Source organism: Mesorhizobium waimense, from assembly GCF_003601975.1.
Classification (GTDB): Bacteria; Pseudomonadota; Alphaproteobacteria; order Rhizobiales; family Rhizobiaceae; genus Mesorhizobium; species Mesorhizobium waimense.
Map to the genome: position 1 here is coordinate 1 of NZ_QZWZ01000042.1, position 26,929 is coordinate 26,929.

Here is a 26,929-nt window from a genome sequence, read left to right on the forward strand (position 1 = left end):
GATCCAAACCGACAAATCTGATATGTTCCATATGGCCCGTCTCCTATGCATGAGGCTCTGCGCCGGCCAGCCGGCTTAACCCTCGTACCGTTGCATATCGGATGACGGGCCGCCCTCAGGCCCAGCAATCATAGGGACTAGGCTGGGGTCTGTTTTACTGTGTTTCGTTTCTCGAAGCGATGTATCGCCGTCAGTGCTGCAGTGATGGCGTCGATTTGCGCCATCCATCCAGCTTGGTCGCAATCATCGGATGTCTCATCATCGGGCACGGCGTTTTTCGTCAGCGCCGACGGATGGCTGGTCACTAACGCGCACGTCGTCGACGGTTGCAAGAGCGTAACGGTGGTCGGCCGAGGTGAGGTCACCGACCTTAAGGTCGACGTTCAAAATGACTTGGCTGTTGGCAAGAGTGCTGGCGCCGTACCGGCTGTCCTCAAGTTGAGGAATTCTGAGCCGCGGCTGGGAGAAGACGTCGCGGCGTTCGGCTACCCGCTAACGACCGTCCTGTCGAGTTCAGTGAAGATCACGACCGGCAACGTGAACTCGCTACTCGGAATCGGTGACGACTCCCGCTACCTGCAGATTTCTACGCCAATTCAACCAGGCAATTCCGGCGGTCCCCTCGTAGATCGAAGCGGTGCGGTCCTCGGTATCACGACGGCGGTCCTAAACGACCGCGCGACCGGCACAGATAATGTGCCCCAGAACGTCAACTTCGCCGTCAGGGGAAGTGCGGTTCGATCGTTCCTTCAGAGCCGAGGCGTGGCATTCGATGCCGTCGATGCCATCGGGCCGCACCTGGAGACTGCGGATCTCGCAGAGAAAGTCGCACCAGCTGTGGTGCTGGTCCTCTGCCATAGTCGTGAGAGTGCCGCTGTCACCGACGCGGCGCCCACTACGAGCAGCCCCGCCCCCGAGCCCTACGTGGCGTCGCGACCCTTCCGCAGCGTTGACGATTACGACGTGATCGGTTTTGACTACGCGACGCTGCGAAACGTTTCCGAGGCTCAATGCCACGCAGCCTGCAATGCCGATCGTTCTTGCCTAGCTTCGACCTACAATAAGCCGGCTCGATTTTGCTTTCTGAAGAGCGACGCCAAGCTGCTCGTGAAGAACCCGGATGCGTCGGCCAGCGTGGCCGAAGAACTGAGTTCTAGCGTGCTGGTGTCCACGTTCGCCGTCGCTTCTGGTCGTGACATGGTGGGCGGCGACTACGCGCGCATAAAGACAGATTTCGTGGGATGCTACATTGCGTGTGAGGCCAATCTGCAATGCCGCGCCTTTGCGTTCGTGAGGAAGAAGCGTACGTGCTGGCTGAAGGATCGGTTGGGGTCGCTTTCGGCAGAGCTGGGCGTCGATCTCGGCGTCAGGTGACCCGCCTCGCTCGCGGCGCGCGCCTTCCGCCTCGTCAAGGACCCGGAGCTAGACGATGATTCGTGCCTTCCTTGTCGTGACGATCGCGACCCTCTTCGACATCTCGCCCCACTTGGCTCACGCTTCTTGCTGAGGTCGACAGCGCGATGCAGTTCGTGGCTGGTTCCGCACGCTAGCCGATCTCGAAGCGGCACGACGAGGGTGAGCGGGATTTAGCAAATTTTGTGCGCGTATTGCTGAGACTTTGCTCGGACCAACGAAGCATACGAGAAAAAGCGATCGAACAAGACCTGATTTCTCTCGCTGGGGAGAGGATGCATTGGAATTGGTTTCCGAGCTGCGAGCTATGACCGTCAGTCGTGTCGGTACGATGGCTTGAACGCGGGAACTCCGCCCCGATTCCAGGGGTGGCGATGCGGCCAAAGAATCGCTATCTTCCGTGTATGGCAAAGAGGTCGACCAACAGCCGCAGCGCCGCGGCTCCATCAAAAGTCACAATCTACACCACCAGGAGCTCGCGCCCTGGGAAGGTGAAGTTTGGCAGCGTCGTCATTAGCGGTGCGAAACCTAATGCCAAGCTTGTGCAGGCTAACGTCGAACGAAGTACTGAAGCGCTTGAGCAGGTAACAGCTAAGCTGGCAAAGCCCGGGGTCTCGCTTCGCCCTAAAAAGGGCGTACCCCGCTTTTCGATTGCGGAAAACGAAGCTGGAGTGTTCATCCGGCGTCTGGACGGTCGTACTGAACGTGGTCGTTTGGTCAATGGCGTTTTCGAGGTCATTGATTGAGGCGCCTGAGCGAGGCAATCGATCAGATACTTCAGGCCCAGCGGAAAGAAGCCGCTCGCTATCGTCCTCGCAGGCCACAACGGTTCAGGAAAGTCCACGATGTGGCGGAAAGTCCTGTCGGATCGTCTGCAAATTCCACTCATCAATGCTGACCGGATGATGCTGTCGATTCTGCGTGAAACGGGCAACGATGGGGCTCTTGTTCCATGGGCACAATCTCTCAGGGATACTGATAGAAGCTGGATGAAGGTGGCGCAGGATGGCGTTCAAGCTTTCGTCGGCAATGCGATGCAGTCCAAAGTTCCCTTCGCTATGGAGACGGTCTTTTCGTATTGGGAAGAGCTTCCGGATGGCACCGTCCATTCCAAGCTCGATCTCATCCGTGACATGCAGGCAGCAGGCTATTTTGTTCTGCTGCTATTCGTCGGCCTCGCCAATGTCGAACTTTCAATCCTGCGCGTTCAGACTCGTGTCGCGGAACATGGGCATGACGTTGAGACGGAGCGGCTGCTGCGCCGGTTCCCGAGAACCCAGCGAGCCATCGGGGCAGCGTCAATGATTGCCGATGCATCGGTGTACGCAGACAACAGTCGCGAGGGGCTGGCCTTCACGGTCTGCCGAGTGCAAGTGGGCGAACAGTGCCTGTACGATCTGAGGCAGACGGGCCGCTCGGTACCATCGGCGATCGCACAATGGATTGATATCGTCAGTCCGCAAGCATGAAACGCAACAGCTTCTCCTTTGACAGCAGCCCGGCATCCTCGAGCGCCTCGAAATCCGGCAAGTCGCGCAGCGTCTCAAGCCCGAACTCCAGCAGGAATTCTTTGGTGGTGACGTAGGTGTAGGGCGCGCCGGGTGTCGGGCTGCGCGGACCGGAGGCGATCAGACCGGCACCGCGCAGATGGCCGATCAGGTCGACCCCTATTGCGGGGACGGGTATGGAGACAGAAGGGGAGTGGGCCAACTCTTTGCGGAGGTCGATACCAACTGGGGCAAGCTCGGACATAGATGGCTCCTCTGCTAGGGACGATAACATCCCGACTATGGCGCAATACGACGCCGGGAGCAGGAGCTATCCATACCATCAATCGAGATGGCATTTTCGAAACTCAAGGCGCTGCTGCGCAAGAAGGCGGCCAGAACCTTCAACGCCCTCTCCGACGCTCTCGGCGAAATCTGCCACCTTTTTGACCCGACACAGTGTCGAAACTTCTTCAAGGCTGCCGGATATGAGGCCGATTAAGCGCGACACGCGCTTTAATCGGCGCCCGCCGCCAGAGGCACGCAAACTGCGGCGATATTTGGAGGAGTTCAGCTGCCGATCTCATCCCGAATTTCGCTGAACGCCACCGTTACCGGGAGGTCGTTCAAGCCCCTTCGTTGAGTCAACCATCAATCAGGCAATCGCCAAGCGGTTTGCCCAAGAAGCAACAAATGCAATGGACGCCGCGTGGCGTCCAATTGCGAACGCGCATCCTCGACGGCACGCTCGACAGCGACTTCAAGCGCTGGCGAGAAACGACTGAGACCAGAAAATGCACCCAAGCTGGCCGCCTGACGACCCCCAGCTTTTTCATGCTCCCCTTCCTGATCAGCACTCGCAAATACGCGTCAGTCGCAACATCTCCTTCAAAAAAATTCATAGACTCTTAGCAATTCCAAACGGCTGGGCAGGGTAGACCTATCGCAACATCTTAAGTCAGCGGGTCAACGCCATTGTGCCATGTAGTCTCCGGCCACCGAACGCGGCAAGTCGCTTTAAACAGGACGTCAAGAAGGATGCTCACCTCTGTAAAGGAGCGTATATATCATACTTAATATACTGATACGGCGTCAAATCATTGTCAAATGTACAAGCCGTGAATCCAAATAGAAAAGTTGTTTAACCAAGTTGCCTTTCTTTTTATCATTCACGATGATTACCAATGATGACACTGTCAATCGCCTAAGGACGGCGGCATTTATTAGGCGACGCGCAAGCAGAGACGATAGATCCACTCACTCATCCAGGCACGCAGACGAGACCGCTCTATTCGGAACTAAGTCTGTGACTTTCGCTGAGATTTCAGATGGATGAGGACCACTGCCTCGTCAAGCGGAGGCGAATTGGCCGCTGCAATCGTTACTTGCGGCCGCGAGCGAGAATTGTCGGAACAAGGCCAAGCTCATGAATTGCCGTCTCGCCGTCCCTGTGACCACGCACGGCCCGGTTGATCGGAGGGGTGGGGATTCGACCAAAGGCAACTGCGGCCAAACGAATCGGTTTGCAATTCCGGCTTCGCCGAAACGCGGATTGTGCTGTGCTGACCCCGGTTTCTCCCAAGAGCCTCAGTGGCACCGACATGCAGAGCCGATGCCCGCGAGGAAGCTCGCAGAACACGACCCTCCCAAGAGGAGAGACAAACGGCTGAGCCTGCTTGCGGCTGGAAGAAGGCAAAAGAGTATGTGGGATCGCAGCTGATGAAACGTCGTAACGCCGCGCGGCAACGGCAGATGCCGAACCTTGCATCGATCGACCTGAATCTGCTGATCGTGCTTGAGGCGCTGCTGGAGTACCGTAACGTAACTCGTGCGGCCCACCACGTTGGCCGAAGCCAACCGGCAACCAGCCGGGCGTTGGCAAGGCTGCGCGGCCTGTTCGATGACGATCTCCTGGTTCGCGCCTCAACCGGATTGACTCCGACGCCGCTCGGCGATCGCCTCGCCGAAATGCTGCCGGCAGCGTTAGATTCGATCAGTGAGATCGTAACGAGCCGCTCCGCCTCCCCGGAAAGGCGGTGGAAGGCAACGATCATGTTACCCGACCATCAAGCGCTGCTCTTGCTGCCGCGGCTGTGCGAGCGCGGCATTCATCTCGACATTGCCACCGATCGGCTCCTCAGCGATGCCGCGAGCCGGCTTGAGCAGGGTGAGATCGACCTGGCGATCGGGCAGATTGACGCCGCTCCCCCTGGCTACATGCGGCGCAGCCTGTATACAGACCGCTTTGCTTGCCTGGTACGCCACGAACACCCAGCCGTGACACGGGGATGGACCAGGGAGAATTTTGCGTCGCTCCCCCACGTGGCCATCTCCTCGAACTTCAACGGCGGTTTCGGCCTGATCTATGATAGCCTGGCTAGGTTAAGCTTGCCGGACCAGGACCCAATGCTGGTTTCCGACGTGCTGACGGCTGCCCTAGTGATCTCGACAACCGACATGGTGCTAATCGTACCGCAGCTCGTTGCTGCGCGACTCGCCGCCATGCTGCCGCTGACGGTCGTCGACCCGCCTGTGCAACTGCCGACCTATGAGATTGGGTTGATTTGGCACGAGCGTTGCCATCACGACCCGGGCAATAGTTGGCTGCGCCGCGAGATCGCCGCGGCGCTGAGCCCCCAGAACAAAACCGTCGAAACAAACCGAGGCCCGACGGCCGAATATTTCGTCACATCGCAATAGCGTTGAAGTCGGGCATGCCAGTCAGGGCCAGGATGGCGCGTTCGGTTGCAGATTGATAAAGCCGTCGTTCTCTAGGGCGCGAATGTTGCGTGCGAGGATTTGATGCGCTTTAGGCCGTTGATGATGTCGGCGAGCCCCGCCCGCAGAGTCTGCCCGATGGTGCCCGGGCCGAGGTCCATTGGAGGATTATCGAGCAATGCAACAGTCGCGTTGCTGTCGAGATAGCTGAGCATGCTATGGACTGTGGCTTCGAGGCGCTCAATCGCGCTTGGCATTGCCTCGCCTTCTTCCTCCATCATGGCGGTGAGTTGATCCGAGAGCTCACCATTGAACTGCAGGAAGATGTCGTCGACACGCCTCCAGCTTCCGCCACGGGTTTCCACATCGATCAGCCGGTTGATCCTGATCTTTACGTCGTCCCTCAGTGTCAACGCAGTGCCGAGACACGCCTCCCATGTGTCCTTGATGTTTTCGACCAAATTCACGATGACCTTCTTGCCTTTCTGCTGGTCGGTCACTTTGACGCCAAGCAGATCAACGAGGTGATCATCGTTGCCAAGCCGCTGCTCCACCACGGCGATCAGACGCTCGACAATCTCGCGCCTGCGGGCTGCATCGCCTTCTTCCTTGGGCCATTGCGACGACACTATCATCGCGATTTTTTCAGAATTCGCCTCCGCCAGGGCAAAGGAAAGCTGTCGCTCTTGAGCCTTGGCCTTGGCCAGGCGAAACAAGGTCTCTATCACCTCGTCCTGTTTGAGGGTGTTGGTCGGAACTCTGTTGAGATCTATGCCGTTTACCGCGATCTCTTCCGGGCCGGAGCCGTGTGTCTCGTCCTGGACCACGCCGTCGGCCGTCTCGTCCACGTATTGGAGATTTCGCAGATTCTCAGGACACGCCAGCATCAGCATTAACCGGCTGGTGGAGTTGTGCAGCTTTGCCTCCTGCTCGTCCGAGGGCGTCGCAGCCAGCATCGGCCCAAGCCAATCGGTAACTTTCTTAGTCAATCGGGCCAACTCGGCGGTCTGGCCCGCGCCGATTTGCTCGCTCAGACTTAGAACGTGATTGGAAATTGTTGCCGCCGCGCTGGCAACGCCCTGCTTCAGCACGTCCGAAAGAGGCCGCTGCGAATGCCCTTCCGCTTCGCTCCGGTCTATCCCCTCCCCGTTTTCGACACGTTCCGAAAGGGTATCCTCGGCGTTCTTGACGGTGTTCGTCGGTTGTTCATCGCCGTCTGCCGGGAGATATTGAGAGTTCGTCATGGCAGTGCCTTCAAATAACCGAACGTCTTCTTCCGTTAACACTCCAGCTTCTTCCATGTCGGGTAGCCTCAGGCCGAAGCCCCTGAAATACTCTTTCATCCTCCTTTTCACCTGCTGGAATCCGGCTTTGCCTCCGCGGGCAAGTCGCAGAAGGATAACGCCGTCTTCGTTCATCTTGCCTGTGCCGCGCTGCAGAAGCGCAAAGCCGTCTGCTTTACCATCCTCACCGATTTCATAAGGCATTTTTTTCAGGACTCCGACCAGACTATTGAGCCCGCTCTTCTTCACCAGCACGACAGCTTTCTCCTCCGGATCCCCGATTGTGCCAACGGCAAAACAGAACTCCACATCGGCTTTGCCTTTGGTCTGTTCGATCAGGTTCAGGAACGTCTGTGCTCTTTGCCTGTTATGGGCCTTAGCCATTGTTTGTCTCCAGTTCATCCTGTCCTTGATTATGGTGTGTCGGGTGAAGGGGGGGACAGGATCCGCTCACCCATCAAACTAACTGGCGTCTTCAGCTCGCCTCCGAGTTCATTGTTTGATAGGCTTCGGGCAGATTGGTGGCTCCCGATTCAATTTGGCGGATCGCAACGCCCGCCTGATCGTCTTTTTCCAAGGAGTCCGAACCCGTCAGCCCTTGGGTCTGGCTGAGCGAACGATACAGTTCGCCGAGATTCTGGAGCGCACTGTCGATCGGCGCCTGCGCGCTCACCTGACTATTCGGCGGTATGTCGACGCGTTGGTGCAGCCACCTAACATGATCGTCCGTATAGAGCCGGACGTAAGCTTCAGGCGTGTCCGCGACCGCTCGCGAGGGGATCAGTTCCGCGACGTCAGTTGGTGGTGCCTCGCTCTTTGCGACGCCGTTACCTTTCGTCATTCCGTCCTCGGGAGCCGGTCGCTGCTCGAGCCTTAACTCTTGCGCCATCGCGACAAGGAACCGGCGCATCGGCGACGTCGGCGCGGACGGCGTATCCAAGGTTCGCAGCGCGTCATCCATGGTGCCAATTGGGCGCAGAGACACATCGCCAATGAGCTGGTCCCGGCGGAACGCGAACTCCCGGGCGTAGAGGTCTGCCGCCGGGCGCCGCAGCTGCTGGCTCACGTCACCGGCCGCGGCCGGCGCGACTGCCTGTGCATCGAGCACCCAGCTTTCTGCAGCGATAGCGTCAGCCACCTGCGGCAGCAAGTGCAGGAAAGTCCCGTAGAAACCCATTCGTGTATAAAGGCCAGGAATTTTAGCACTGAGCGGCTGTCCCGATTTACAGACCAGGACGGTTTCCGCAAACGGCCCGGCATGGTCGTCCAGACGCGAAGTGGGCGGCTGCGAGGCCGCGGGACTGGTCGCGATGATGTCGAACACGCCGCGGGGCATCGAGACGGCCTGCAGTTTCGCGCGGCTCTTCTCGATCAGTTCACTATTAAGCGCAACATGAGGTAGTGGCGGTTCCAGGAGGGCGTCGAGGTGATCAGCGAGCGCGTGCCGAAGGTCGGCGTCCGCTTCGGCCGGAAACATCACGCGCCAGTCAACAGCCATCCAGTTCTTGACGACCTCGCGCTGGAGCGGAGCCTGCTTACCCAGCATCAGGTAGACATTCAGCACCTCGTAGAGAAACAAAGGATCGTGTGTTTCCGCAAGTAATGTTTCCAACCGGGAGATCAGCCGCGGCAGCAGGACAGTATTGAGAGCGCGGTGGTACGCCGCGCGCGCTTGAAGCGAGATTTTCTTGCTTTGGTCGAGACCCAATCCCGCGAGGCGATCGCCCGCCGTGTCGCCGTCGGCATTGCCGCCCCTGATATTGCGTAGCCGCTGGAGCAATGGCAGGATGGGTCGAAGCTCGCCGTTATCAACCCGGTCGAGATTCAGCTTCTTGGCCTCTGCGGCATAGCTGTCAGCGGTTAGACGAACGCTCTCGATCAGCGTGACGTTTCGAACATAGGTGACCGTCCAGAAGACGCCAGCGGCGATCATGGCCGCCGCACCGATCGCATAGACGCCATATCGGACCCGCCGCTGACGCCGGAGGAAGCGGGGATCGGCATCGACGAGCTCGGCTTCGGCGAAAACGACTTCGCGGAGCAGCCGGCCGATGAAATAACTGCGCCGCTGGCCAGGGAGCCCAGGACAAGGCGGCCTAGCGACCTCGAATATCTGAGATCTGGCCTCCGCAACACGATCAAACCGCGTGCCGACTTGCGTCCCGCTTACGAAGTAGACGCCGCGGAGCATAATCGGCTCCTGAAACGGATTCCGGGCGAATGCCTCCTGCAAGAACTGCTCGGTCAGATACTTCAGGCTAGCAACCTGCTGTGGAAAGTCGAATATGAGTGCGCGACGTTGGGGGTTACTTTCTTGCTGCATTCGTTCAAGCAGCCTTTCGTTCAGGCGGCCAACCAGCGCCTCGTATGCTGGTATGTAAGACTCCATCGGATCGCCGTCGCCCTCCGAAGGCTCTCTCGCGAATGTGAATCCGCACACGGCCCCCGTCCCCTCACCACCAAGCTCACCGAAGAACTCGACAAATCCCGCCGCCAGATCACTCTTGGTGAATAGCACATAGACCGGCAGCTGCAGGCGGAGCTCCCTGTTTAGTTCAAGGAGCCGCTGACGGATGCAACTGGCTTGGTCGACGCGCACGTCGTCGGATGTCGAGTTCAGGTCGCTGATTCCGATGGTTACCAAGACCCCGTTCAGCGGCTGGCGCGGCCGATAGCGACGGAGCAGCCGAAGCAGGCCGCGCCAAGCCGCTTTGTCCCGCTCTGAATCGCTTTCATGAATCGTGTAGCGGCCGGCGGCGTCGATCAGCACCGCTTCGTCGGCAATCCACCATTCGCAGCTGCGCGTTCGCCCGAGGGCTCTCCGGCTGGACCTGTCCGCCAGCGGAAAGCTGAGCCCGCAATTGACTATTGCGGTGGTCTTGCCCGATCCGGGGGGGCCAATGACCAGATACCATGGCCGCTGATAGAGCCAGCTCCTGCCGATGATTCCGGCCAAGCGGCGCCCCTTGAGGATAGTAAGGGTCTCGCGGAGACGAATGAGTGTCGTCTGCAGCTCCTTTTCAGCAGCCGTGCCAGCTCGGACCACGTCGGGGTCGGAACTCGCGGGATTCGCCTTCTTTCGCTCTGCCCCAGTCCCGTCCAGCGCGTCGGACACTTGTGATTGGACGAGGTCTTCGAAATAAGCCCGAACCCCGTCGAGTTTAGACTGAAGCGCGACGCCCACGGCATATCCGAGAATCACCATCGACGCCGCAATTTGACTGCCGAGGTCGTCGAGTGGCGTAGATTCACCGACCGAGATGTGCGGTCCGAGGATGAAGATTAAAGCACAGGCGATGCCCGCCAAGCTGACACGCACCCATAGCGACCGAAGCGTCTTTCGGATTGACTTCATGGCTGCCTCTCAGCGTGTCTTCCTGATGATGATTTCGATGCGACGGTTCTGCGCGCGGCCTTCGGGCGTATTGTTCGGCGCGATCGGCTCCGCGCGGCCTTTGCCTTCCTCTCGCACTCGCCCTGCGTCGCTCATCATGGATTTGATAATCTCGCCAGCCGCCTTGGCACGGGCAAGCGAGAGGTAGTGGTTTGAAGGAAAGACGAGCGATTGGATGGGCATGGCATCGGTGTGCCCGATCAGGACGACCGTTCCTGCCTCATCATTAAGAGATTGGCCGATCCGCAGAAGAAGCGGCACGAATGGTTTTTTCACCTTCGGACTCGCAGAATCGAACATCCCTGCGGCGTGGATGGTGACGACGACCTGCTGCGCGTCCTCGCTCACAGTGACGAGTCCATCACGGATTTCGGGCTCGAGAAAGTGACGCAGTCGATCGCCGCGCAATGCAACGGCTGGTTGCGGTACGATCCTCACCACGCTCCCTGTGCCGTTCGGCGGCAATTTCGCGAGATCGTTGAGGACTGTGTCAGCGCGGGCATTTAGTGCAAACAGGAGCCCGGTATAGATCGACAGGAGGACACCTGCCAAGAGCGCTACGACGACCCAGATCGGAACGAATTTGCGGCGCAGTTTCCGATCTTCACAGTCCCCGCGCCAGTGCAGGGACAGGTCGCGCTCCAAATCACCGCGGCCTCGGCGGATCAGACGGTAAACGTCTTCGCAAAGTACCCTGAGCTCGGCGGCTCCGCGCATAGTGACCCGGTGTCGGCCCTTAAAGCCCAACCTTATGCAGTAGTAGAGCAGTTCCAGGAGTTCGAGATTGGCGCGCGGTTTTTTTCTCAGGTGCGCCATCAGGTCGAAAAAACGGTCGCCACCGAAGGTATCGCCAAACAGTGATCCGACCATGCCCCGTGTCATCCAGACGCTGTGGCTGCCCCAGCGTGTGTTGAGAACAACATCATCGATTGTCGCGCAAAGGGCGTATTTGCAGATTTTGATCGCTGGGGAGGACAGTCCGAGCGGCATGATACGACGCTCAAAGGCACCAATCTCTTGCAACACTTTCAGGCGCAATCCCTCAACGTCGGAATGGCTGCCACCGCGCTTGAGTTGAGCGCAAAGGCCCAGCAGCGCCGCCGCGGCCGCGATCAGCGGATTAGGTTGATGGAGCGCAAGCGTCTCCCAGAAAGACTCGTTTGGTGCCGCCGCCGGCGGCGGAGGGATTTCCAGCGGCTTCTCGGCTGGCAAACGGGCCGGTGGCTGGTAAATTGGGATCGTTTTTTCAATCAACATCACCCCCCAGCTCATGCCTCTCGGAACGGGCGCTCTCGTCACGGCCCTGTGCCGGGTGCAGGTCGCCGACGCCCTCGCGATACGCGGATTCGAAGTGGGCGCCGAAGCTTCGGAGCTTATCAGTTTCGATGCTTGAGACGACTTCATCCAGGACACGGCCGAACGCATCCCAGCTTGCCGCCTTATGTTTGCTGGGCCAGATTGAACGGGTCCGCCCCAGCGCCCTTTCGATCGCTGATGGGGAGAGACGTTCACGGACACTGAACAGAGCCTTCTGCATAGTGGGCGCCCCAGGAAACTGTTTTGCTAACAGGCTCGAATGGCCCACAGTGCCATTTCGAGCTTGGGGAAGTCGCCGGCGACGTGCAGGGTCAACGCGGCGGAGCGAGGCAAGTCCATCCAGCAGCGGCTGTGCGGATCGACCTCGAAGTAGGTGAATCCAGCATGGAACGGAATCTGACGCGGCGCGACCGAAATGGGATTGATGGTGATGCCCGGCAATGCGACTTTGACGAGTTCTTCGATCTTCTCGGCCGGCCCGATCTTGACACGGCGCGGGAACTCGCGTCGGAGTCGCTCGATCTCGACATCGGCCCGAGCGGCCAGCACGAAGCTTGCGGTCGTAAACAGCGACCGATCGGTCACCTCGGCGATATGGAACCCATATTTGTGCGGCCGTAGCGGCACCGGCTCCGCCGTCTGTTCGGGTATGGCGTTTAGTGACGACCGGATAGACTGGATCACAGGCAAAAAAGTATGCGCGAGAGCGTGGTGCTTGTAGTCACCGAAGGTCTGAGTACGTTTCTCAACCAGGGCAAAGGTGGCTAGTTCGCCCGCCAGTTGGAGCATGACGCCATACAGTGATTCCGGGTTTACGACCGCTGCCTTGGAAAGGTGGGAGAAGTAGGGCTCGTAACGATTGATCGCCTGTAGCAGAAGGAAATCGGCGATTTCCGCGATCCCATGCGTCCCCGAGTGCGAAACTCGCGCGGCCAAAGCCTCACCACGATGGTGAAGCAGGCCAGTGATCTCGGTGATGTAGTTCGAGAGGACGTGGGAGCTGGCACAGTCGGGAGTTGGCGCGACGTGCGCCTCATCGAGAATGACTTGCCGGTCGGCCCGGACTTGCATGATACGGGCGATCGGGAGGCAAGTGAAGGCTGACCGATCCGCCGCGTCCGGCAAGAGCTGAAACCGCAGCTGCGCCACCTCAATGGAGGCGCTGCCCCTTTCGCCGGCATTTGTGTCGATGATATCCTGGCTCACGCCCGCGAAGCGGATCGGCACGTCAGCTTCCGCTCGCACGTCGGTTTCAACGGCCCCGCTTCGATGAAGCGGTACCGCCAAATGGATGAGCGAATCCCGAAGGTACTCCGGAACATCGTATGGAGTTGGCTGGTTGGCGTCATCAGGGATGCTGAACGGCGTGCCATCCTCCAAGACGCCACATGCCGTTTCGACGGCGATCTTGCCGAGAGCGAGTAGTTCGCGATTGATGCGGAGCTCAGTGATGCCCCAGCCATAGCCATGTAGAGCGGCAGTCCTGCCGCGCAGCAACTTTTCCACGTAACGGTCGTTCTGCTGAAAGTGCTGCGGTCGAAGAAACAGGCCTTCCGACCACACCACCCTGTTTTCTAACGACACCTTAACTGCCCCGCGTCTGACGAACCGATGATTCAACCGCAGCGGCAATTTAGCAGGCTTCTACTGCTCCCTAACATGCGTAGCCGATATGCAACCATTCGCGGCCCGAATGCAGTGTCTGGGGTCGCCAAAAGAGGCTGCTGGCTGCCGCGATTTGCCATGCAGGGCTCTCGGATTGGGATAACGGATGCCGTTTCTAATGCGGGATCGCCAATTCCAATCTGATGCCGCGTGCGGATTGCTGAATTCGGGGGGCGGGCAAGCGTCGATCTAGCCCTTCTGGCGTGCCGCGAGTGGTGGGCCGGAGCGGCAACCGAAACCGCCCAACTGCGTGTTGGTGCTTACGCGTCCACGTGACGGCCAGCGAGCTGATCTTCAGTGTATTAGCGCCGGCGGACGCTGATGGGCGCGAACAAGATCACCTATCTTAGAGCCGCGGCGGTCCACCAAATGCCTTCTGGATCAAACGGCGAAGCTGCGGCGCGACAATCAAGGTGAGAGCGCGCCTCTCACCCAGATTGTCGCGCTACAGGCGAAGCAGCGGAACCCGACGCTGCACGCATCGAACCACCTGCGAATGATCGCCAAGCAACATCGAATGCCGTCGAGGCCGGTCCTTCCAATGGTATCGGGTAAAGCGCGGGCCTGTCTACGTAGAAGGCCCGACACTATCACCAATATGCTTCGAGAGGTTCCTTCCACCATAAAACTCTTCCGCTGCCTTTCGGCAGACAACCGTGTAGAACTCATCCGCATCCTCGATGGTGTAGCCAGCGCCCGCGAAACAGCCGCGCGCTATCTCGTGAAGCGTATGCCGCATTGAACCCGTGTCATCGTACACTGCGTTGACGCACGCAATGATTACTATGACCTCTTCCTTCGAGAGCCGCTGCCGACCACTCATTAAACGAGCGTGGTTGATGCAGGCGACGGCATTGGCGCATGTGAATGAATCGCCCAGTCCAGAGCAGTCCTCGAAACCATTACCCTGCTCGTTCAACTTGAAATGCGCGATGGGCAGGTATTTCATGTCCGCGATTTGCGGATGGTTCAGATCCGCGACCACTGCGGGCTCCTGACCCGATCGGATCTCCTGGAGCCGGGTTTCGAAATTGTGCAGCCACGGACCCACCAAGCTAGTGTTGCGCTGCAGCTTGTTCTTGTCGGGTTTCTCGAACATCAGAGTCGAATCGAGCTTCTCAGTCTCCACCGGTGACAGGAAGCCGTGCTCAACCAGAGTCTTCATCACGACCTTTTCGGCATGGCCCCAGTGCGCAGCATAGACCTGTCTAAAATTAAGAATGCCTTGGCCGGCCGCGAACTGAGCTTCCTCGCCAAGCCCGCAGTCCTTATCGAGGAGTGCTTCGAGTGTCTCGTTGCATCGCTTGAGAGTTACGCCCTTCTCGCTGTGGATGGTATCGTGGAAGTGCCGGGCACCCTTGTTCACAAAGGGATGAGTGATTGACCTTGACGTGTAGCCGTAGGCACCGGTCTCCTCGTTGAGTACGCCTGTCAAAGCGTACTTGTTCTTCTGATCGTACAGCTGGCTCTTTGTAAGGTCCGGATCCTTGGGGACTTGCGGCGGCCTGTACTTGGTCACGCACTCATTTTTAACAAGATGACCCTTCATGCACGCCAGGTTCAGAAGGAGTGACGCGCGCGCCTGCTCATCGTCCACGAGGCGCGCGACGTGCACGCGGGTCGCCGCCCGGTAATCAATCAATGTTGCAAATTGATTGTTGCCACAGGTACGGATTCGATCCGTGGTGCGCTCACTCGAACGCTGGGTTTCGGCGCCGGCGGCGTGATAGCTGTCATAATACTCCCTCGCTTTCGCGTGAGCGGTCCTGAGCCGCTCGTTGCTGGTGAAGCCCATTTTCCCGTCATGCAACGCCGTGGTGGACAGGAAGAAGTTGTTGGCGACTTCGTTGTAGGCGTAGCCCGCACCCGCGAGGAACAAGCCGTACTTAACCGCGCGCGCGGAAAGGCTCGATCCTTGCCCCGTTCCGCCTTTCCCCGCTCCTTTCCTGCCGAGCTCTCCCTCCGGATTCAGCAGTGCAGAATGCCTTGCAGGGGGTGGCGCCGTGCTCTGGGAACCAACCTCGGTGAGTGCACGAACCCAAGCGTAAAATACACTCCTCGCACTCGGATCCCCAGCCACTCCGTCAAGAAGCCGCTGGGTCACCGTTAATGCGCCTTTAGGTTCTCTATTTCCACCCCTCATGTCGCCCTTACGACGCCTCCGCTTCGCCGCTTTTTAATCTGCCGCACAGATCGATGTCGCGGTTACCAAACACCTGGCGCATCAGCTCGCCCTTAATTTCGCGGGCGATCTCGTTACGGATGTGAATCCGAGCTCCCGCTCGGCGTCAGCGTCGCCGGCCCCGGTCAAACCTGCTCGGGCCAGTCGTCGCTGCAGGCGTCTTGTTGCCTCTTCCCGATTCTCATTTTCTCTTTGATCCTCCTTTGCAACCCATGCGTCCAGGACGTGGTCCAGCTCCGCTTCCCCGTGGGTCATGCCTTCGATCCACCATTCCGTGGTCGGGCTGAGATTGCATTGGTCGCCGCTACCCGGTGGGTTCCCTCTTCTGTTCACCACTGCCGCCACTCCATACCAGGATAGTGAGCGTCCCATGCTAGTGCCTGGCCGCCGCCCCTTGCCATGCACAATCAATATTCCATGATGCACCGGCGACAGAGTTGCTCTCGGTCAGGCTCGACGACCAAGCAGACTCAGCAGTTCGTGCGTCGCCGCCGCCGTCGCCCCAACCGATCGGTTCCTCCGCAATGCCAGTCCCTTGTACGTGTTCCACGGCGCAGCTTGAGTTTTCAGTCGGGCCGAATAGCTCCGATGAGAGTACTGGCCAATGCAGCTGCTACAGCGCCACGTTCAGGATCAGACGCGAGCGACCCCGTCATCTCCCGTTGGGGCGTTCAGGCCGCGGCCAACAAACGGCTTGGCAGCAGCTGCTATCCGGGCCCGTCGTATATTTGCCGCTTGCATCGGCGCGGATGTGAGCGGCAAACCTCCGTGCCAGTTCACCTACGAGCAGGAGTTCCGGCGCTTGCTAAAACAGATGATAGAGAAAGCGCTGGGTGGCGTCGTCGAGCGCGCTCGGCTCCTCGCTTAAGAGCCATTCGCAAACGCGCTGCGATGGCGGCTGGCATTTGTGGCGTCGCAGCGTCACGCTCAGGCGCCTGCCGACGAGCGGCCAGCCAACGATAAAGGGGCGCCTTGCTGCCTTCAAAGCCGCGCTGTTTGACTCCGGCCCATGGGAGAGCGCCGTTCCGCCGCCCATCCCGCCATGTTCAAGATAGTCGCGAAAGGGATCGATACTGGGATCACGCGCTGCTGGCCGCCGGTGCTCGGGCTGGCGGCTGGCGGCCAACCAGCGTTCGAGCGTGCTCACGCTCAGGCAAATCCGCGGCGCGATTTGCCGTGGCGACAGGCCGGCTTGCCGCAAGCGCAAGATTTCCGCATCGCGGTCGCGGCGCTCAACCGCTACATCGACCTGCGCGAGCACAAGAAGCTCGCTCTGCGCCAAGCCGCATGACCAGCCTCGTGGCCGCCCCTTTTTGCAGAATTTGACGCACACAACCGCTCACCCCAGGCATTCACTGCTCCTCTACATGCGCAGCGATATCAGCCACAGGATGAAGCGTGGACTCCGCGCTTCAGCATACCTGCATATCAATCACGCATGCGAAATATCCCGGGATCATCGTTAAAATGAGCGAAAGGGCCCAAGGCACTCCGGGATCGGGGTAGCACGGACCCAGTAAAAGTCACGACGTCCAGGGTTGTCATGCTCGATGCAGAATATCTATTGAGGCCGGTCAGCGAGGGCAACGCGTGCGGGGACGCTCTCGATTACGACTTAAGCTTCCTGGAATTTGAAATGGCGTCGCAGGGGAGGCCTGCCCAGCATATCGGCGGCTCTCTCAAGGCGGAAGAGGCTCCCAATTGGGAAGAGGTGTGGCGGCTCGGCCTCGACCTTGCTACGCGTACCAAAGACCTACGCATCGGCGTCTTGCTGACACGCTCCGCTGTCAGCCGGTTCGGTTTCTCTGGACTGGCCAAGAGCCTTGAGCTTCTCGTCGCTTATGTCGAGATTTACTGGCCGGAGCTACATCCGCGGCCGGATGCAGACGACGGCGGCGACCAGACCGTGCGTCTCAATGCTTTGGCAAATCTGTGCGATCCCTCCGGGCTTATGGCGGACATCCGCCGCGTTCCTCTCACCGCTTCCAGGCGGTTCGGAGCATTTGCGCTCGGTGACTGGATGTCAGCGCAGCAGTCTCAGCCAGGTGAAGTTGATACCACGACCATCAAACTCGCCTTTGGCGACACCGATCCTGGCCAGTTCGACCAAACAAGCGGTGATCTCGACGCCAGCCTCTCGGCGGTCATCGATTTGGATGGTAGCGTTAAGCGGCGCGTCGACATGGCCGAAGCCGTCCGTTTCCAACCTCTAACAGCGCTGCTTCGCCAAGGCAAGGAACTGGTCGATGCCCATAGACGCTCCGAGCCCGTGGCCGCAATGCCCCTGTCGGAGGATTCTGGCGACGCCCCATATCCGGGAGAGATCCGCGACCGAGATGACGTCGTCAATATCCTCGGCCGCGTTTGCCGCTGGTATCAAGTTAACGAGCCGGCCAGCCCCGTACCAGCGCTGCTCGAGCGGGCGAAGCGTCTCGTGTCGAAGGACTTCATGGCTCTAGTGGCAGAGCTGGCGCCGGAGGGCGCTGCGCACTACCGCTCCATAGCCGGCCTGATTGCCGACGAGGGTACTTGAGGCATCGCAACTTCATAGCCGACAAGGAGAATAAAACACATGGCAAAGGAGAGCAGTCAAAAGTTCATTTCGCGAAATCGCCCTCCTCGCGTCCAAATCGAATACGACGTCGAGACCTACGGCTCGCAAAAGAAGGTGCAGCTTCCCTTCGTGGTCGGCGTCATGTCTGATCTCGTAGGCGATCCTGCCGCGCCGTTGCCTCCGCTTGCCGAGCGCAAGATGATGGAGATCGACATTGACAACTTCGATGATCGGCTCAAATCGCTCAACCCCAGGGTGGCGATGCGGGTAGCGAACCTGTTGACGGGCGAAGGCCAGCTTGCCATCGAATTGAGTTTCGAGCGAATGCACGATTTCTCGCCTGCGGCCGTGGCGCGTAAGGTCGACAGTTTGAACAAGCTGCTTGAGGCGCGAACGCAGCTTTCTAATCTTCTAGCCTACATGGACGGCAAGAACGGTGCCGAGCGGTTGATCGCCAATTTCCTCGCCGACCGGTCCCTGCTCAGCGCCCTGAGCGGCGTGCCCGAGGCTGAACATAAAGCGCCTCAGTTGCCACCCACAGAGACGAAGTAGAATTGATCATGACGTCCACAGATACAATCTCCGCCGGGTTGCAAGACGCCACTGTTGCTACGTTTGATCCGGACGGTTTCAGCAGCTTGCTACAATGCGAGTTAAGGATCTACTCGGACCAAGCCCGTGATGCCGTGGATAGCGCAGTCAGAACACTGGCCGAGCAGGCGCTTGGTAACACGTCCCTGATCAGCGATGACATCGTGGCTACTATCCAGTCGATTATTGCGTCCATCGATGACAAGCTGTCCACACAAGTCAACGAGATCCTCCATCACGAGGATTTCCAAAATCTGGAATCAGCCTGGCGGGGCTTGCATCACCTTACGGTGAACACCGAGACAGACGAGACGCTAAAGATTCGCTTTCTTCCGGTCTCCAAGAAGGAGCTTTCTCGTGCCCTGAAAAAATACAAGGGCGTCTCCTGGGATCAGAGCCCGCTATTCAAGAAAATCTACGAAGAAGAGTATGGGCAGATCGGCGGTGAACCCTATGGCTGCCTGATTGCCGACTACTATTTCGACCATACCCCGCCAGACATCGAATTGCTATCGGGACTCGCGCAAATTGCTGCGGCAAGCCACTCCCCTCTCATTTCTGCTGTCTCGCCGCATCTGCTGCAGATGGACTCTTGGCGCGAGCTCTCGAACCCACGCGACATCACGAAGATTTTCCTAACGCCCGAGCACGCCACTTGGCGAGCATTTCGCGAGAGCGAAAACTCGCGATACGTGGCGCTGACGCTGCCGCGCACCCTCGGGCGGTTGCCCTACGGGACCAAGACCAACCCGGTCGACGAATTCGCCTTCGAGGAGGAGACGGACGGCGGCGATAGCCAAAGGTACCTCTGGACGAACGCAGCCTATGCCATGGGGGTAAACATCACGCGCTCGTTTAAGCTCTACGGCTGGCTCTCCAGAATACGCGGTGTAGAATCCGGTGGCCTCGTCGAAGGCCTGCCGGTGCATACCTTCCGAAGCGACGACGGCGGCGTTGATCTCAAATGCCCCACTGAGACCGCGATCAGCGACCGCCGCGAGGCCGAGCTCTCCAAGAACGGCCTTCTGCCGCTGCTGCACCGCAAGAATACCGATCTTGGCGTATTTATTGGCGCTCAGACCGTAAACAAACCGATCAAGTACGAAGACTTGGACGCGTCAGCGAATGCTGAGCTCAGCGCTAGGCTACCCTACATTTTCGCAATCTGCCGCTTTGCCCATTATTTGAAGTGCCTGGTTCGGGACAAGATTGGCACGTTTAAAGAGCGCCATGAGGTCGAGGAGTGGCTCAACCAATGGATCCAGCGTTACGTCCACCCCTCGCCCGAGCTGGGGAGCGAAGAAAGCAAGGCACAACAGCCGCTCTCCTCGGCCAAGGTCGAGGTGGACGAGGCTGAAGACAATCCTGGTTATTACACCGCCAGATTCTATCTGCGGCCGCATTACCAGCTTGAAGGCTTGACCATCTCTCTGAGGCTGGTGTCGCGCCTGCCGTCTGCCCGAAAAGGCTGAGAGGGTACGTCCTTCCATAAAGGAAGTGGCGGAGGCAAATTCGGTCCGCAGAGGGCCGTTCGCCGCACCCGGCAGCTCTATATGACAAGAACGCCCGGCCCCAGTGTCACGATACCGAAGGAGAATTCGTCATGGCGTTCGACGCAGTCATGAAGTTCAACACAGTGTCCAAGGATGGCATTCAGCCCAAAGGGGAATCTCTTATCCTGAAGGATGGTTTTACGCTTGCCGACGAATGGAGCTTCTCAATCGAAAACAAGCTCAACATCGGGCCTCACACTGTCGGCGCTGGGACAGGCAAGGCTGAATTCGAGGTTTTCACTATTAAGAAGCAGGTGGATACCGCCTCATCCGCGCTGTACGTGGCCTGCGGTCGAGGCGCGCATTTTAACGACGTTGACTTAAAGCTCTTCAAGTCGACAGGCAGCGGACTTCTCACAGCTGATTCCAACCTGTTCTTGCACTGGAGTTTCAACATGCTCGCCATCGAGAAGGTCGAGTGGGCCTATGCGGAAGACGCTCCGGAGGAGACGATCACCTGCCGGTTCGGCGCCTGCAAGATGATCTATTACAAGCAGGATATGCATGGCGCTCTAACCAAGGCAGGCGAAGGCATCTGGAACCAGGTCTCGAACAGCGCCGAGTTCAATAAGCTGGTTGTCGACTGACGGTGGCGAAATTGGCAGTCGCCTCGTCGAAAATTGCGATCTGGAGATCGAACATGACCAGACATCTTAGGCGGGATCTGGTGCAGCCTTCCCTCCTCGACAGGCTCACTGACGATGAGCCGAACAGCGCGTGCGAAACGCAGGACAAGCGCAGTTTCTCAATTCGCCAACTACAAGAGGTGATTCTACGCGACGTGTCCTGGCTGTTGAACACGAATCAATTGGCTTCAAGCGTGGCACTCCACGCATACCCCCTCGTCGCGGCCAGCACACTCAACTACGGGGTCCGGCCTCTCAGCGGGCACATCCGCGAAGGCATCGATTCGAGCGCCTTGGGAGACGAAATCGCCGAGAGCCTGCAGCGATTCGAGCCACGGCTCTTACCGCGCAGTATTAAGGTGATGGTCCTCAACGACGGACAGGACTGCAGCTCCTTTCGCTTTAAGATTGCGGCCGATCTGTGGGCGCTGCCTGCTCCGCTGCCGATGACAATGCGCACGGAGGTGGATCCCGAACTCCAAGTTGTCCGTGTTGCTTTGGATCCGGAGACAAGCTGATGGATCCCCGGCTTCTCGGATTATACAACGATGAGCTCGCCTACATGCGCGAGATGGGGGCCGAATTTGCTCGCTCCTTCCCGAAGGTTGCCGGACGGCTCGGGATGGAAGCAGCAGAGGTCGCCGATCCTTATGTCGAGCGGCTGCTGGAAGGCTTCGCCTTCATGGCCGCGCGGGTGCAGCTGAAGCTGCAGTCACGTTTCCCGAATTTCACGCAGCACCTGCTGGAGATGGTGTATCCGCACTTTCTACCGCCGATACCGTCGATGACGATCGTGCGCTTCGAACCGGATGCGGAAGCCGGACCGATCGAGAATGCATACGTCGTGCCGCGCGGAACCAAACTTTTCGGCCGACTCGCTCCGGGCGCCGTCACCCATTGCGAGTTCCGCACGGCTCACGATGTCCATCTATGGCCGATCATGGTGAGCGCCGCCGACTACTTCGCGACGCCCGGGCAGATCTCCTCCCTGGATCTTCCGGCCCGGCAACCGGTGAAGGCTGCCTTTCGACTGCGGCTTCGTACCACCAACGGCATGCCATTCAATCGACTCTCACTTAAGGCCCTGACACTACACCTTCTCGGGCCCGGTGGCATCGGTGCGGCGCTTGCCGAGCAGCTGATCGCCGACACACGCGCCATCGTTGCCCGTCCCGTCGGCCGGCCAATCACTTGGCAGGAGAGAATCCCGCTCAATATGTTGCGGCAGCGCGGTCTCGAGCCGAACTGCGCGCTCCTGCCCGAGGTCCCACGCTCCTTCGACGGCTACCGTCTCCTGCAGGAGTATTTCGCCATCGCGGAGCGGACGTTGTTCGTCGAGGTGAGTGGGCTTGCCGACGCCGTGTCCCTGTCAACGACGGAAAGCCTCGAGATCGTGTTCGCGCTTGGCCGAGTCGAACCACGGCTGGAACGTCATCTCGGACCTGAGAACATCGCTCTCTTCGCGACCCCTGCGATCAATTTGTTCGAACGCCAAGCTGATCGAATTCACGTGAGGGAAAAAGACCATGAGCATAATGTAATCGTAGACAGGATGAGGCCCCTCGACTTTGAGGTCCACTCCATCCTCGCAATGAGTGGCTACGGAGAGAGCAACGGAGCAGCCCCCGCCGAGTTCCTCCCCTTCTACAGCATCAGCGCGCACGGCCGGGAGGAGCAGCACTCCAGGTACTACATGCTCCGGCGGGAGCAGCGGCAGATGTCGGAGCACCAACGATCGAATGGGGCGCGAACTGGCTATATCGGCAGCGAGACCTTCGTCTCTCTGGTCGATCGCCGGGCGGGTCCCTATTCGGCGGGACCTCAGCAGTTGTCGGTGCGCTGCCTGTGTTCGAACCGGGATTTGCCGCTGCTGTTACCGATCGGCCGAGACGAGACCGACTTCACCCTGGAAATCGGCGCTCCGGTTACCGCCACCCGGTGCATATCGCCACCGAGCCGACCAGGCCACTCCTTCGCCAACGGCGATTTCACCTGGAAACTGGTCAGCCACCTTTCGCTGAACTACCTTTCAGTCAGTAATTCCGACAAGGGTGGTCACCAAGGCGCAGAGGCGCTGCGCGAACTCCTGCGCCTCTACATCGATCCGGACAATGCGTGCGCCTCACGGCAGATCGACGGCATCCGGGAGATCCGGTCACAACCTGCGATCCGGCGGCTGCCTGGCGGTGGACAAGCCGCCGTGGCACGTGGAATCGAGATTGGCATCACCCTGGACGAAGCGGCTTTCGAAGGCGTCGGCATCTTTCCGCTCGCCTCGGTACTCAACCAGTTCTTCGCAAAATATGTTTCGATCAACAGCTTCACGGAGACGGTCATCTCGACGTTGCAACGAGGGGAGATCATGCGATGGCCGACGATGACCGGCCGCCGGGCGATCCTCTGATTGCAGACGCTCTCGGCCAATTCCTCAGCACCGTTGCAGCCGAACCGCATGGTTACGACTTCTTCGAGGCTCTGCGGCGGGTCGACGCGATCTGCTCAGATCGACCTCGACTGGGGGAATCGGGCCGGCCGAGCCTGGATCGGGTGCGGATCGGCCAAGAGCCCTCGCTCGCCTTTCCGACGCGACCGATCGCGGGCGTGACGGATGGAGGGGAGACTGATTTTGTGCGAATCTCCACTTACCTCTTCGGATTGTTCGGATCCAACGGTCCTCTCCCGTTGCATTTGACGGAGTATGCTCTTCTCAGACAGCAAAACGCCGCAGATGAGACGCTGGTCCGGTTTGCCGATATCTTCCATCACCGTATGGCCTCGTTCTTCTTTCGTGCCTGGGCGGAGAGCGAGCCGACCGTAAGCCACGACAGGCCACACGAAGATCGCTTCGCGCTTCAGCTCGCCTCCCTCGCCGGCTTTGGCATGACCGCCCTGCTTGCACGAGATGCTATGCCCGATCTGGCCAAACTCCACTTCACCGGCCGTCTCGCCTCACACACCCGCAATCCCGAGGGGCTTGCCGCCATCGTCGCGAGCTTCTTCGAGGCGCCGGTCGATATACGTGAGTTTGTCCCGCAATGGGTCAAACTGCCCCGCGTCTCGCTCTGCCTCCTGGGCCTCGACCCGCGCACGGGCAGGCTGGGCTGCACGGCTACTGCCGGTAGGAGGATCAGAGTGCACCACCACCGCTTTCGTCTCATTGTCGGTCCGCTCAGCCTGGTTCAGTACGAGTCGCTTTTGCCCGGGGCTCTCGGTCTTAGGACCATGGCTCAGATCATCCGCAATTATATTGGAGATGAACTGGACTGGGAGGTCAATCTTGTCCTCCGCCGCGAGGAGATGCCGGAAGTGCGGCTGGGTCGCCGCGGCAGGCTCGGCTGGACGAGTTGGATAGGCAAGCGGAAGATGCGGCGGGACGCCGATGACCTAACGACTACCCCGCCTGATCAGCGGCTGGAGCAATTGTGTCCAATTCCGCCGTAACAGCTTGAGCGTGGCGCCCACACCGGTTCGACGACGCTTTCCATCACATTTTGCTAGCGGATCTTCGGTTGGGTCTTTTCCACTTACGCCAGATCGCAGCGAAACCAAGGAACACAATGATGGTCCGATCAAAAATCGACAATCTCCTGAAGCGCAATTGTTCTGCTGCGGTCACCTTGGCCGCGTTCCACCCCGATGATGTCTTTCTCCGACGGCTCACAGGCACCGAGCGGCTGGGGCAACCCTTCCACTACGAGGTGAGGCTCGTCAGCCGCCATCCGATCCAGAACTTTGCTACGATTCCCGGGCAAAGCTTGGCGGTAGGCCTTAAACTCAAGGGCTCTGCAATGCGCTTCTTCCACGGCATCGTTACGGAGTTCCAATACTTGGGGCACGATGACATCGCAAACCTGAACTACGTGGCGCAGATGCGACCTTGGCTTTCGCTTCTCGATTATCGCTCCAACAGTCGGATCTTTCAAAACAAGACCAGCATAGAGATCATCACCACGATTTTTCGGGAACACAAAGGAAATTTTAAGAACCAGACCACCGGACGGTTCCCACAGCGCACCTACTGCGTCCAGTACGATGAGACGGATCTGGCCTTTGTCAGCCGACTGATGGAGCAGGACGGCATCTACTACTATTTTGAACATGCGGAGGACCAACACGACCTAGTGCTGGTCGACAACGCCGCGAGCCACATCGCCTGCGCGCCCGAGATTGTGGAGACGCACCACAACCTCAGGCCTGCACCAAATCTACATCGGGACGGCGTCATCCTGCGTTGGGAGGAGGTCGTGTCGCTCCAGCCGAACAAGGTCGTTCTCAAGGACTACAACCATGAGAAGCCGAGGGCAGAGCTCACGGCCGTCGCGCAAGTTCCTTCCGTGAAGATCGGAGGCATTCCAGCTTGCAAGCCTATGGAAGGCACCTTCATCCGATCTCCCGAGGCCGGGCGCTTCAGGCCAGTCAATACCTCAACAGCCTTTGGCGGCGGCTCCACGGCAATTCGGGAGACCTTCGTCTATCCGGGACGCTACACCGAAAAAGCGGACGGGGATTTCTATGCTTGCATCCGCGCCGAAGAGCTCGCCTGCAACGCTTATCGTGCGCGGGTCGAATGTACGGCACGCCAGATTAGAACAGGGTTGATCTTCAAGGCTGCGAATCCCTTTTACTATGGCGATGTGGGTGCGCGCCCAACGCCCAGTGATCGGTTTTTGGCGGTCGCGAGTGATTTCACTTTGGTCGCAGAGTTGGGGGACATTCGCACCGAAGCGGACGCCGCGGGTCGGGAGAGAGAAGTCGTATATCGTAGCACGGTGGAGATTATCCCCGCGACCACCCAGTATCGCCCGCCGCGCCGCACGCCCGCGCCGGAGATTCGGGGACCGCATACGGCGGTCGTCGTGGGCCCAAAGGGAGATACGATCGCGACGGACCAGTTCGGCCGCATCAAGGTGCAGTTCTTCTGGGACCGCGAAGGCAATAAGGACGACACCAGCTCCTGTTGGATCAGGGTTGCCCAGAGCTCGGCGGGTAAGGGCTTCGGCCACGTCATCATTCCCCGGATCGGCCAAGAGGTTGTCGTGAACTTTATTCACGGCAATCCAGACTGGCCCCTGGTGACCGGTGTCGTCTACAACGGCTCTAATCTGCCTCCTGAAACCCTGCCGCTGGACAGGACCTGCTCGACTTTCCGAACGCACACCGATCAGGGCGCCGTCAATGCCTACAACGAGCTGCGCTTCGAGGACAAACAAGGTTGCGAAGAGGTCTATCTGAAGGCAGAAAGGGACCATACCGTGGAGGTTGGTAATTCCTATTGCATCGATGTCAAGGGTCAGTACCTCCTGACTTCAGCCGGCAACTGCATCGAGGTGACGCCCGATAAGATCCGCCTTGTGGCAATGGGCAAAACCGGTCAGCAGGCGATCGAAATCAGCGGCAAGGGTATCAGCATCGCCGGCGCGACGATCGGCTTTTGGCAACGGCTCCCCGGCTCGGAGCCACCGTTTCCATCCCACCGACGACACCAGGCCCGCCCACGCCAGCGATGATGAAGGCCATGCGGCGCCCGTGACGGAGCCCGCGCTCGGTAGGTTCCTCTCAGGAGTGCGAACTGCCTGGAAGGGGGCGACGAAATCCGTCCCACCGCGTAGCTTGCAGGAGTTACCGAGGAGTTGCTTGGCTGGTTTGACGAAGAACCATGGCGGCGAGCCGGGAACGCAGGCAGCAAACCAAGGTGAAGATATGGCGCAAGGAAAAGGTTCACGCGATGGCATTTGATACGCCGCTGGCGGTCGCGACCATCAAGATAATGGTCAACTGAGCGTCCCAGTCGTGGGGAACAATCCTGGTGAGGCAACGCGGGGGTCAGTTTCTCAATTCGCCCGACAAGGCGGCCAGCAGATGGTTCTTTGGGACGATATTCGAACCGCCCCACGGCACCATATGCAGATGTCTTTCCAGCAGCGCTGCCGCGGGATCGTTGGTGACGTTCGGCAGCTAAAGGTCGATATCGATAGCTACAACGAGGCGAGGTCGGACGAAGAGCCTATCCAGATGGATTTCGACTTCACTATGGACTTGGCGGAAATCGAGGCAGCAGAAGCCGCCTAGTCGCCGCGCTTTCTCCAGCGGGCGGATGCAGCTAATCGCGTCGCTGCTTCGGCCCTTTGTTCTGCCGACATGCGGTC

General features: G+C 59.2%; 21 protein-coding genes and 2 pseudogenes. 15 read left to right on the plus strand and 8 right to left on the minus strand.

Annotated features, from left to right (window positions below):
- The first annotated feature begins 159 nt into the window (after positions 1–159).
- The 3 genes from D3227_RS31860 to D3227_RS31870 all read left to right on the plus strand — a co-directional run bounded on the left by D3227_RS31860 (position 160) and on the right by D3227_RS31870 (position 2,882).
- A complete protein-coding gene (locus D3227_RS31860) occupies positions 160–1,374 on the plus strand; it encodes a trypsin-like peptidase domain-containing protein (protein WP_147377724.1) in 1,215 nt (404 codons plus the stop codon).
- 530 nt (positions 1,375–1,904) lie between these two features.
- Positions 1,905–2,159 carry a hypothetical protein gene (locus D3227_RS31865; RefSeq protein WP_208646506.1) on the plus strand — a complete coding sequence of 85 codons (255 nt, stop codon included), beginning with the start codon at positions 1,905–1,907 and terminating at the stop codon, positions 2,157–2,159.
- Positions 2,160–2,180: 21 nt separating this feature from the next.
- A complete protein-coding gene (locus D3227_RS31870) occupies positions 2,181–2,882 on the plus strand; it encodes a zeta toxin family protein (RefSeq protein ID WP_120018163.1) in 702 nt (233 codons plus the stop codon).
- On the opposite strand, the pseudogene D3227_RS31875 reads toward D3227_RS31870, so the two are convergent.
- A pseudogene (locus D3227_RS31875) lies at positions 2,866–3,084 on the minus strand (SMC-Scp complex subunit ScpB); the annotation flags it as partial. The gene D3227_RS31870 and the pseudogene D3227_RS31875 sit on opposite strands and share 17 nt — an antisense overlap.
- Positions 3,085–3,246: 162 nt before the next feature.
- Between D3227_RS31875 and D3227_RS31880 the strand changes: the two are divergent.
- Both D3227_RS31880 and D3227_RS31885 read left to right on the plus strand, forming a co-directional pair.
- Positions 3,247–3,402, plus strand: a pseudogene (locus D3227_RS31880) (IS630 family transposase); the annotation flags it as partial.
- Positions 3,403–4,619: 1,217 nt separating this feature from the next.
- Positions 4,620–5,600, plus strand: coding sequence for a LysR family transcriptional regulator (locus tag D3227_RS31885; protein ID WP_120018164.1), 981 nt, complete (start codon positions 4,620–4,622; stop codon positions 5,598–5,600).
- Between the two features lie 71 nt (positions 5,601–5,671).
- On the opposite strand, the gene D3227_RS31890 is transcribed toward D3227_RS31885, so the two are convergent.
- From D3227_RS31890 to D3227_RS41240, 7 genes are all read right to left on the minus strand, one after another.
- Positions 5,672–7,285 (minus strand): hypothetical protein, encoded by a 1,614-nt coding sequence (locus D3227_RS31890; RefSeq protein WP_120018192.1) that lies wholly within the window; start codon positions 7,283–7,285, stop codon positions 5,672–5,674.
- A 91-nt stretch (positions 7,286–7,376) separates the two neighbouring features.
- A complete protein-coding gene (gene tssM / locus D3227_RS31895; RefSeq protein ID WP_120018165.1) occupies positions 7,377–10,256 on the minus strand; it encodes a type VI secretion system membrane subunit TssM in 2,880 nt (959 codons plus the stop codon).
- 9 nt (positions 10,257–10,265) lie between these two features.
- Positions 10,266–11,552, minus strand: a complete 1,287-nt coding sequence (icmH, locus tag D3227_RS31900) for a type IVB secretion system protein IcmH/DotU (RefSeq protein ID WP_245451963.1) — start codon at positions 11,550–11,552, stop codon at positions 10,266–10,268.
- Entirely contained in the window at positions 11,542–11,832 is a 291-nt protein-coding gene (locus D3227_RS31905) for a type VI secretion system-associated FHA domain protein (RefSeq protein ID WP_120018167.1), read from the minus strand. The genes icmH and D3227_RS31905 overlap by 11 nt, the downstream gene beginning before the upstream one ends.
- A 26-nt stretch (positions 11,833–11,858) precedes the next feature.
- The gene (tssK, locus tag D3227_RS31910) at positions 11,859–13,244 is read right to left on the minus strand and encodes a type VI secretion system baseplate subunit TssK (RefSeq protein ID WP_245451964.1); all 1,386 of its coding nucleotides are present in this window, start codon (positions 13,242–13,244) and stop codon (positions 11,859–11,861) included.
- Between the two features lie 601 nt (positions 13,245–13,845).
- On the minus strand, positions 13,846–15,420 hold the full coding sequence (gene xopAG / locus D3227_RS31915; RefSeq protein ID WP_281034991.1) for a XopAG/AvrGf1 family type III secretion system effector: 1,575 nt from the start codon (positions 15,418–15,420) through the stop codon (positions 13,846–13,848).
- Positions 15,421–16,264: 844 nt separating this feature from the next.
- On the minus strand, positions 16,265–16,741 hold the full coding sequence (locus D3227_RS41240) for a helix-turn-helix domain-containing protein (protein WP_147377725.1): 477 nt from the start codon (positions 16,739–16,741) through the stop codon (positions 16,265–16,267).
- A 261-nt stretch (positions 16,742–17,002) separates the two neighbouring features.
- Here D3227_RS41240 and tssA point away from each other — a divergent pair, with 261 nt between their 5' ends.
- The 10 genes from tssA (at position 17,003) to D3227_RS31975 (ending at position 26,852) form a co-directional block, all read left to right on the plus strand.
- Positions 17,003–17,992, plus strand: a complete 990-nt coding sequence (tssA, locus tag D3227_RS31935) for a type VI secretion system protein TssA (RefSeq protein WP_120018171.1) — start codon at positions 17,003–17,005, stop codon at positions 17,990–17,992.
- A 39-nt stretch (positions 17,993–18,031) separates the two neighbouring features.
- Positions 18,032–18,565: a type VI secretion system contractile sheath small subunit gene (gene tssB, locus D3227_RS31940; protein WP_120018172.1), complete on the plus strand. Its 534-nt coding sequence runs from the start codon at positions 18,032–18,034 to the stop codon at positions 18,563–18,565.
- 8 nt (positions 18,566–18,573) lie between these two features.
- A complete protein-coding gene (gene tssC / locus D3227_RS31945; protein ID WP_120018173.1) occupies positions 18,574–20,076 on the plus strand; it encodes a type VI secretion system contractile sheath large subunit in 1,503 nt (500 codons plus the stop codon).
- Between the two features lie 131 nt (positions 20,077–20,207).
- Positions 20,208–20,744, plus strand: a complete 537-nt coding sequence (locus D3227_RS31950) for a type VI secretion system tube protein Hcp (RefSeq protein ID WP_120018174.1) — start codon at positions 20,208–20,210, stop codon at positions 20,742–20,744.
- Positions 20,745–20,797: 53 nt separating this feature from the next.
- Entirely contained in the window at positions 20,798–21,301 is a 504-nt protein-coding gene (gene tssE / locus D3227_RS31955; protein WP_120018175.1) for a type VI secretion system baseplate subunit TssE, read from the plus strand.
- Positions 21,301–23,187, plus strand: a complete 1,887-nt coding sequence (tssF, locus tag D3227_RS31960; protein ID WP_120018176.1) for a type VI secretion system baseplate subunit TssF — start codon at positions 21,301–21,303, stop codon at positions 23,185–23,187. The genes tssE and tssF overlap by 1 nt, the downstream gene beginning before the upstream one ends.
- Positions 23,151–24,224 carry a type VI secretion system baseplate subunit TssG gene (gene tssG, locus D3227_RS31965; protein ID WP_120018195.1) on the plus strand — a complete coding sequence of 358 codons (1,074 nt, stop codon included), beginning with the start codon at positions 23,151–23,153 and terminating at the stop codon, positions 24,222–24,224. The genes tssF and tssG overlap by 37 nt, the downstream gene beginning before the upstream one ends.
- Positions 24,225–24,343: 119 nt before the next feature.
- Positions 24,344–26,290 (plus strand): type VI secretion system Vgr family protein, encoded by a 1,947-nt coding sequence (locus D3227_RS31970; RefSeq protein ID WP_245451965.1) that lies wholly within the window; start codon positions 24,344–24,346, stop codon positions 26,288–26,290.
- A gap of 149 nt (positions 26,291–26,439) precedes the next feature.
- A complete protein-coding gene (locus D3227_RS43895; protein WP_281034993.1) occupies positions 26,440–26,562 on the plus strand; it encodes a hypothetical protein in 123 nt (40 codons plus the stop codon).
- 80 nt (positions 26,563–26,642) lie between these two features.
- Complete coding sequence (locus D3227_RS31975) at positions 26,643–26,852, plus strand: hypothetical protein (protein ID WP_245451966.1); 210 nt, start codon at positions 26,643–26,645, stop codon at positions 26,850–26,852.
- Positions 26,853–26,929: the final 77 nt, after the last annotated feature.

What these genes read in the sequence shown, in the direction of transcription:
- tssG (WP_120018195.1), top strand. Translation starts at nt 23,151, where the DNA reads ATGGCCGACGATGACCGGCCGCCGGGCGATCCTCTGATTGCAGACGCT.
- D3227_RS31950 (WP_120018174.1), top strand. Translation starts at nt 20,208, where the DNA reads ATGGCGTTCGACGCAGTCATGAAGTTCAACACAGTGTCCAAGGATGGC.
- D3227_RS31970 (WP_245451965.1), top strand. Translation starts at nt 24,344, where the DNA reads ATGGTCCGATCAAAAATCGACAATCTCCTGAAGCGCAATTGTTCTGCT.
- tssB (WP_120018172.1), top strand. Translation starts at nt 18,032, where the DNA reads ATGGCAAAGGAGAGCAGTCAAAAGTTCATTTCGCGAAATCGCCCTCCT.
- tssE (WP_120018175.1), top strand. Translation starts at nt 20,798, where the DNA reads ATGACCAGACATCTTAGGCGGGATCTGGTGCAGCCTTCCCTCCTCGAC.
- D3227_RS31885 (WP_120018164.1), top strand. Translation starts at nt 4,620, where the DNA reads ATGAAACGTCGTAACGCCGCGCGGCAACGGCAGATGCCGAACCTTGCA.
- xopAG (WP_281034991.1), bottom strand. Translation starts at nt 15,420, where the DNA reads ATGAGGGGTGGAAATAGAGAACCTAAAGGCGCATTAACGGTGACCCAG.
- D3227_RS43895 (WP_281034993.1), top strand. Translation starts at nt 26,440, where the DNA reads ATGGCGGCGAGCCGGGAACGCAGGCAGCAAACCAAGGTGAAGATATGG.
- tssM (WP_120018165.1), bottom strand. Translation starts at nt 10,256, where the DNA reads ATGAAGTCAATCCGAAAGACGCTTCGGTCGCTATGGGTGCGTGTCAGC.
- tssC (WP_120018173.1), top strand. Translation starts at nt 18,574, where the DNA reads ATGACGTCCACAGATACAATCTCCGCCGGGTTGCAAGACGCCACTGTT.
- tssA (WP_120018171.1), top strand. Translation starts at nt 17,003, where the DNA reads ATGCTCGATGCAGAATATCTATTGAGGCCGGTCAGCGAGGGCAACGCG.
- D3227_RS31890 (WP_120018192.1), bottom strand. Translation starts at nt 7,285, where the DNA reads ATGGCTAAGGCCCATAACAGGCAAAGAGCACAGACGTTCCTGAACCTG.
- icmH (WP_245451963.1), bottom strand. Translation starts at nt 11,552, where the DNA reads ATGTTGATTGAAAAAACGATCCCAATTTACCAGCCACCGGCCCGTTTG.
- D3227_RS31905 (WP_120018167.1), bottom strand. Translation starts at nt 11,832, where the DNA reads ATGCAGAAGGCTCTGTTCAGTGTCCGTGAACGTCTCTCCCCATCAGCG.
- D3227_RS31975 (WP_245451966.1), top strand. Translation starts at nt 26,643, where the DNA reads ATGGTTCTTTGGGACGATATTCGAACCGCCCCACGGCACCATATGCAG.
- tssF (WP_120018176.1), top strand. Translation starts at nt 21,301, where the DNA reads ATGGATCCCCGGCTTCTCGGATTATACAACGATGAGCTCGCCTACATG.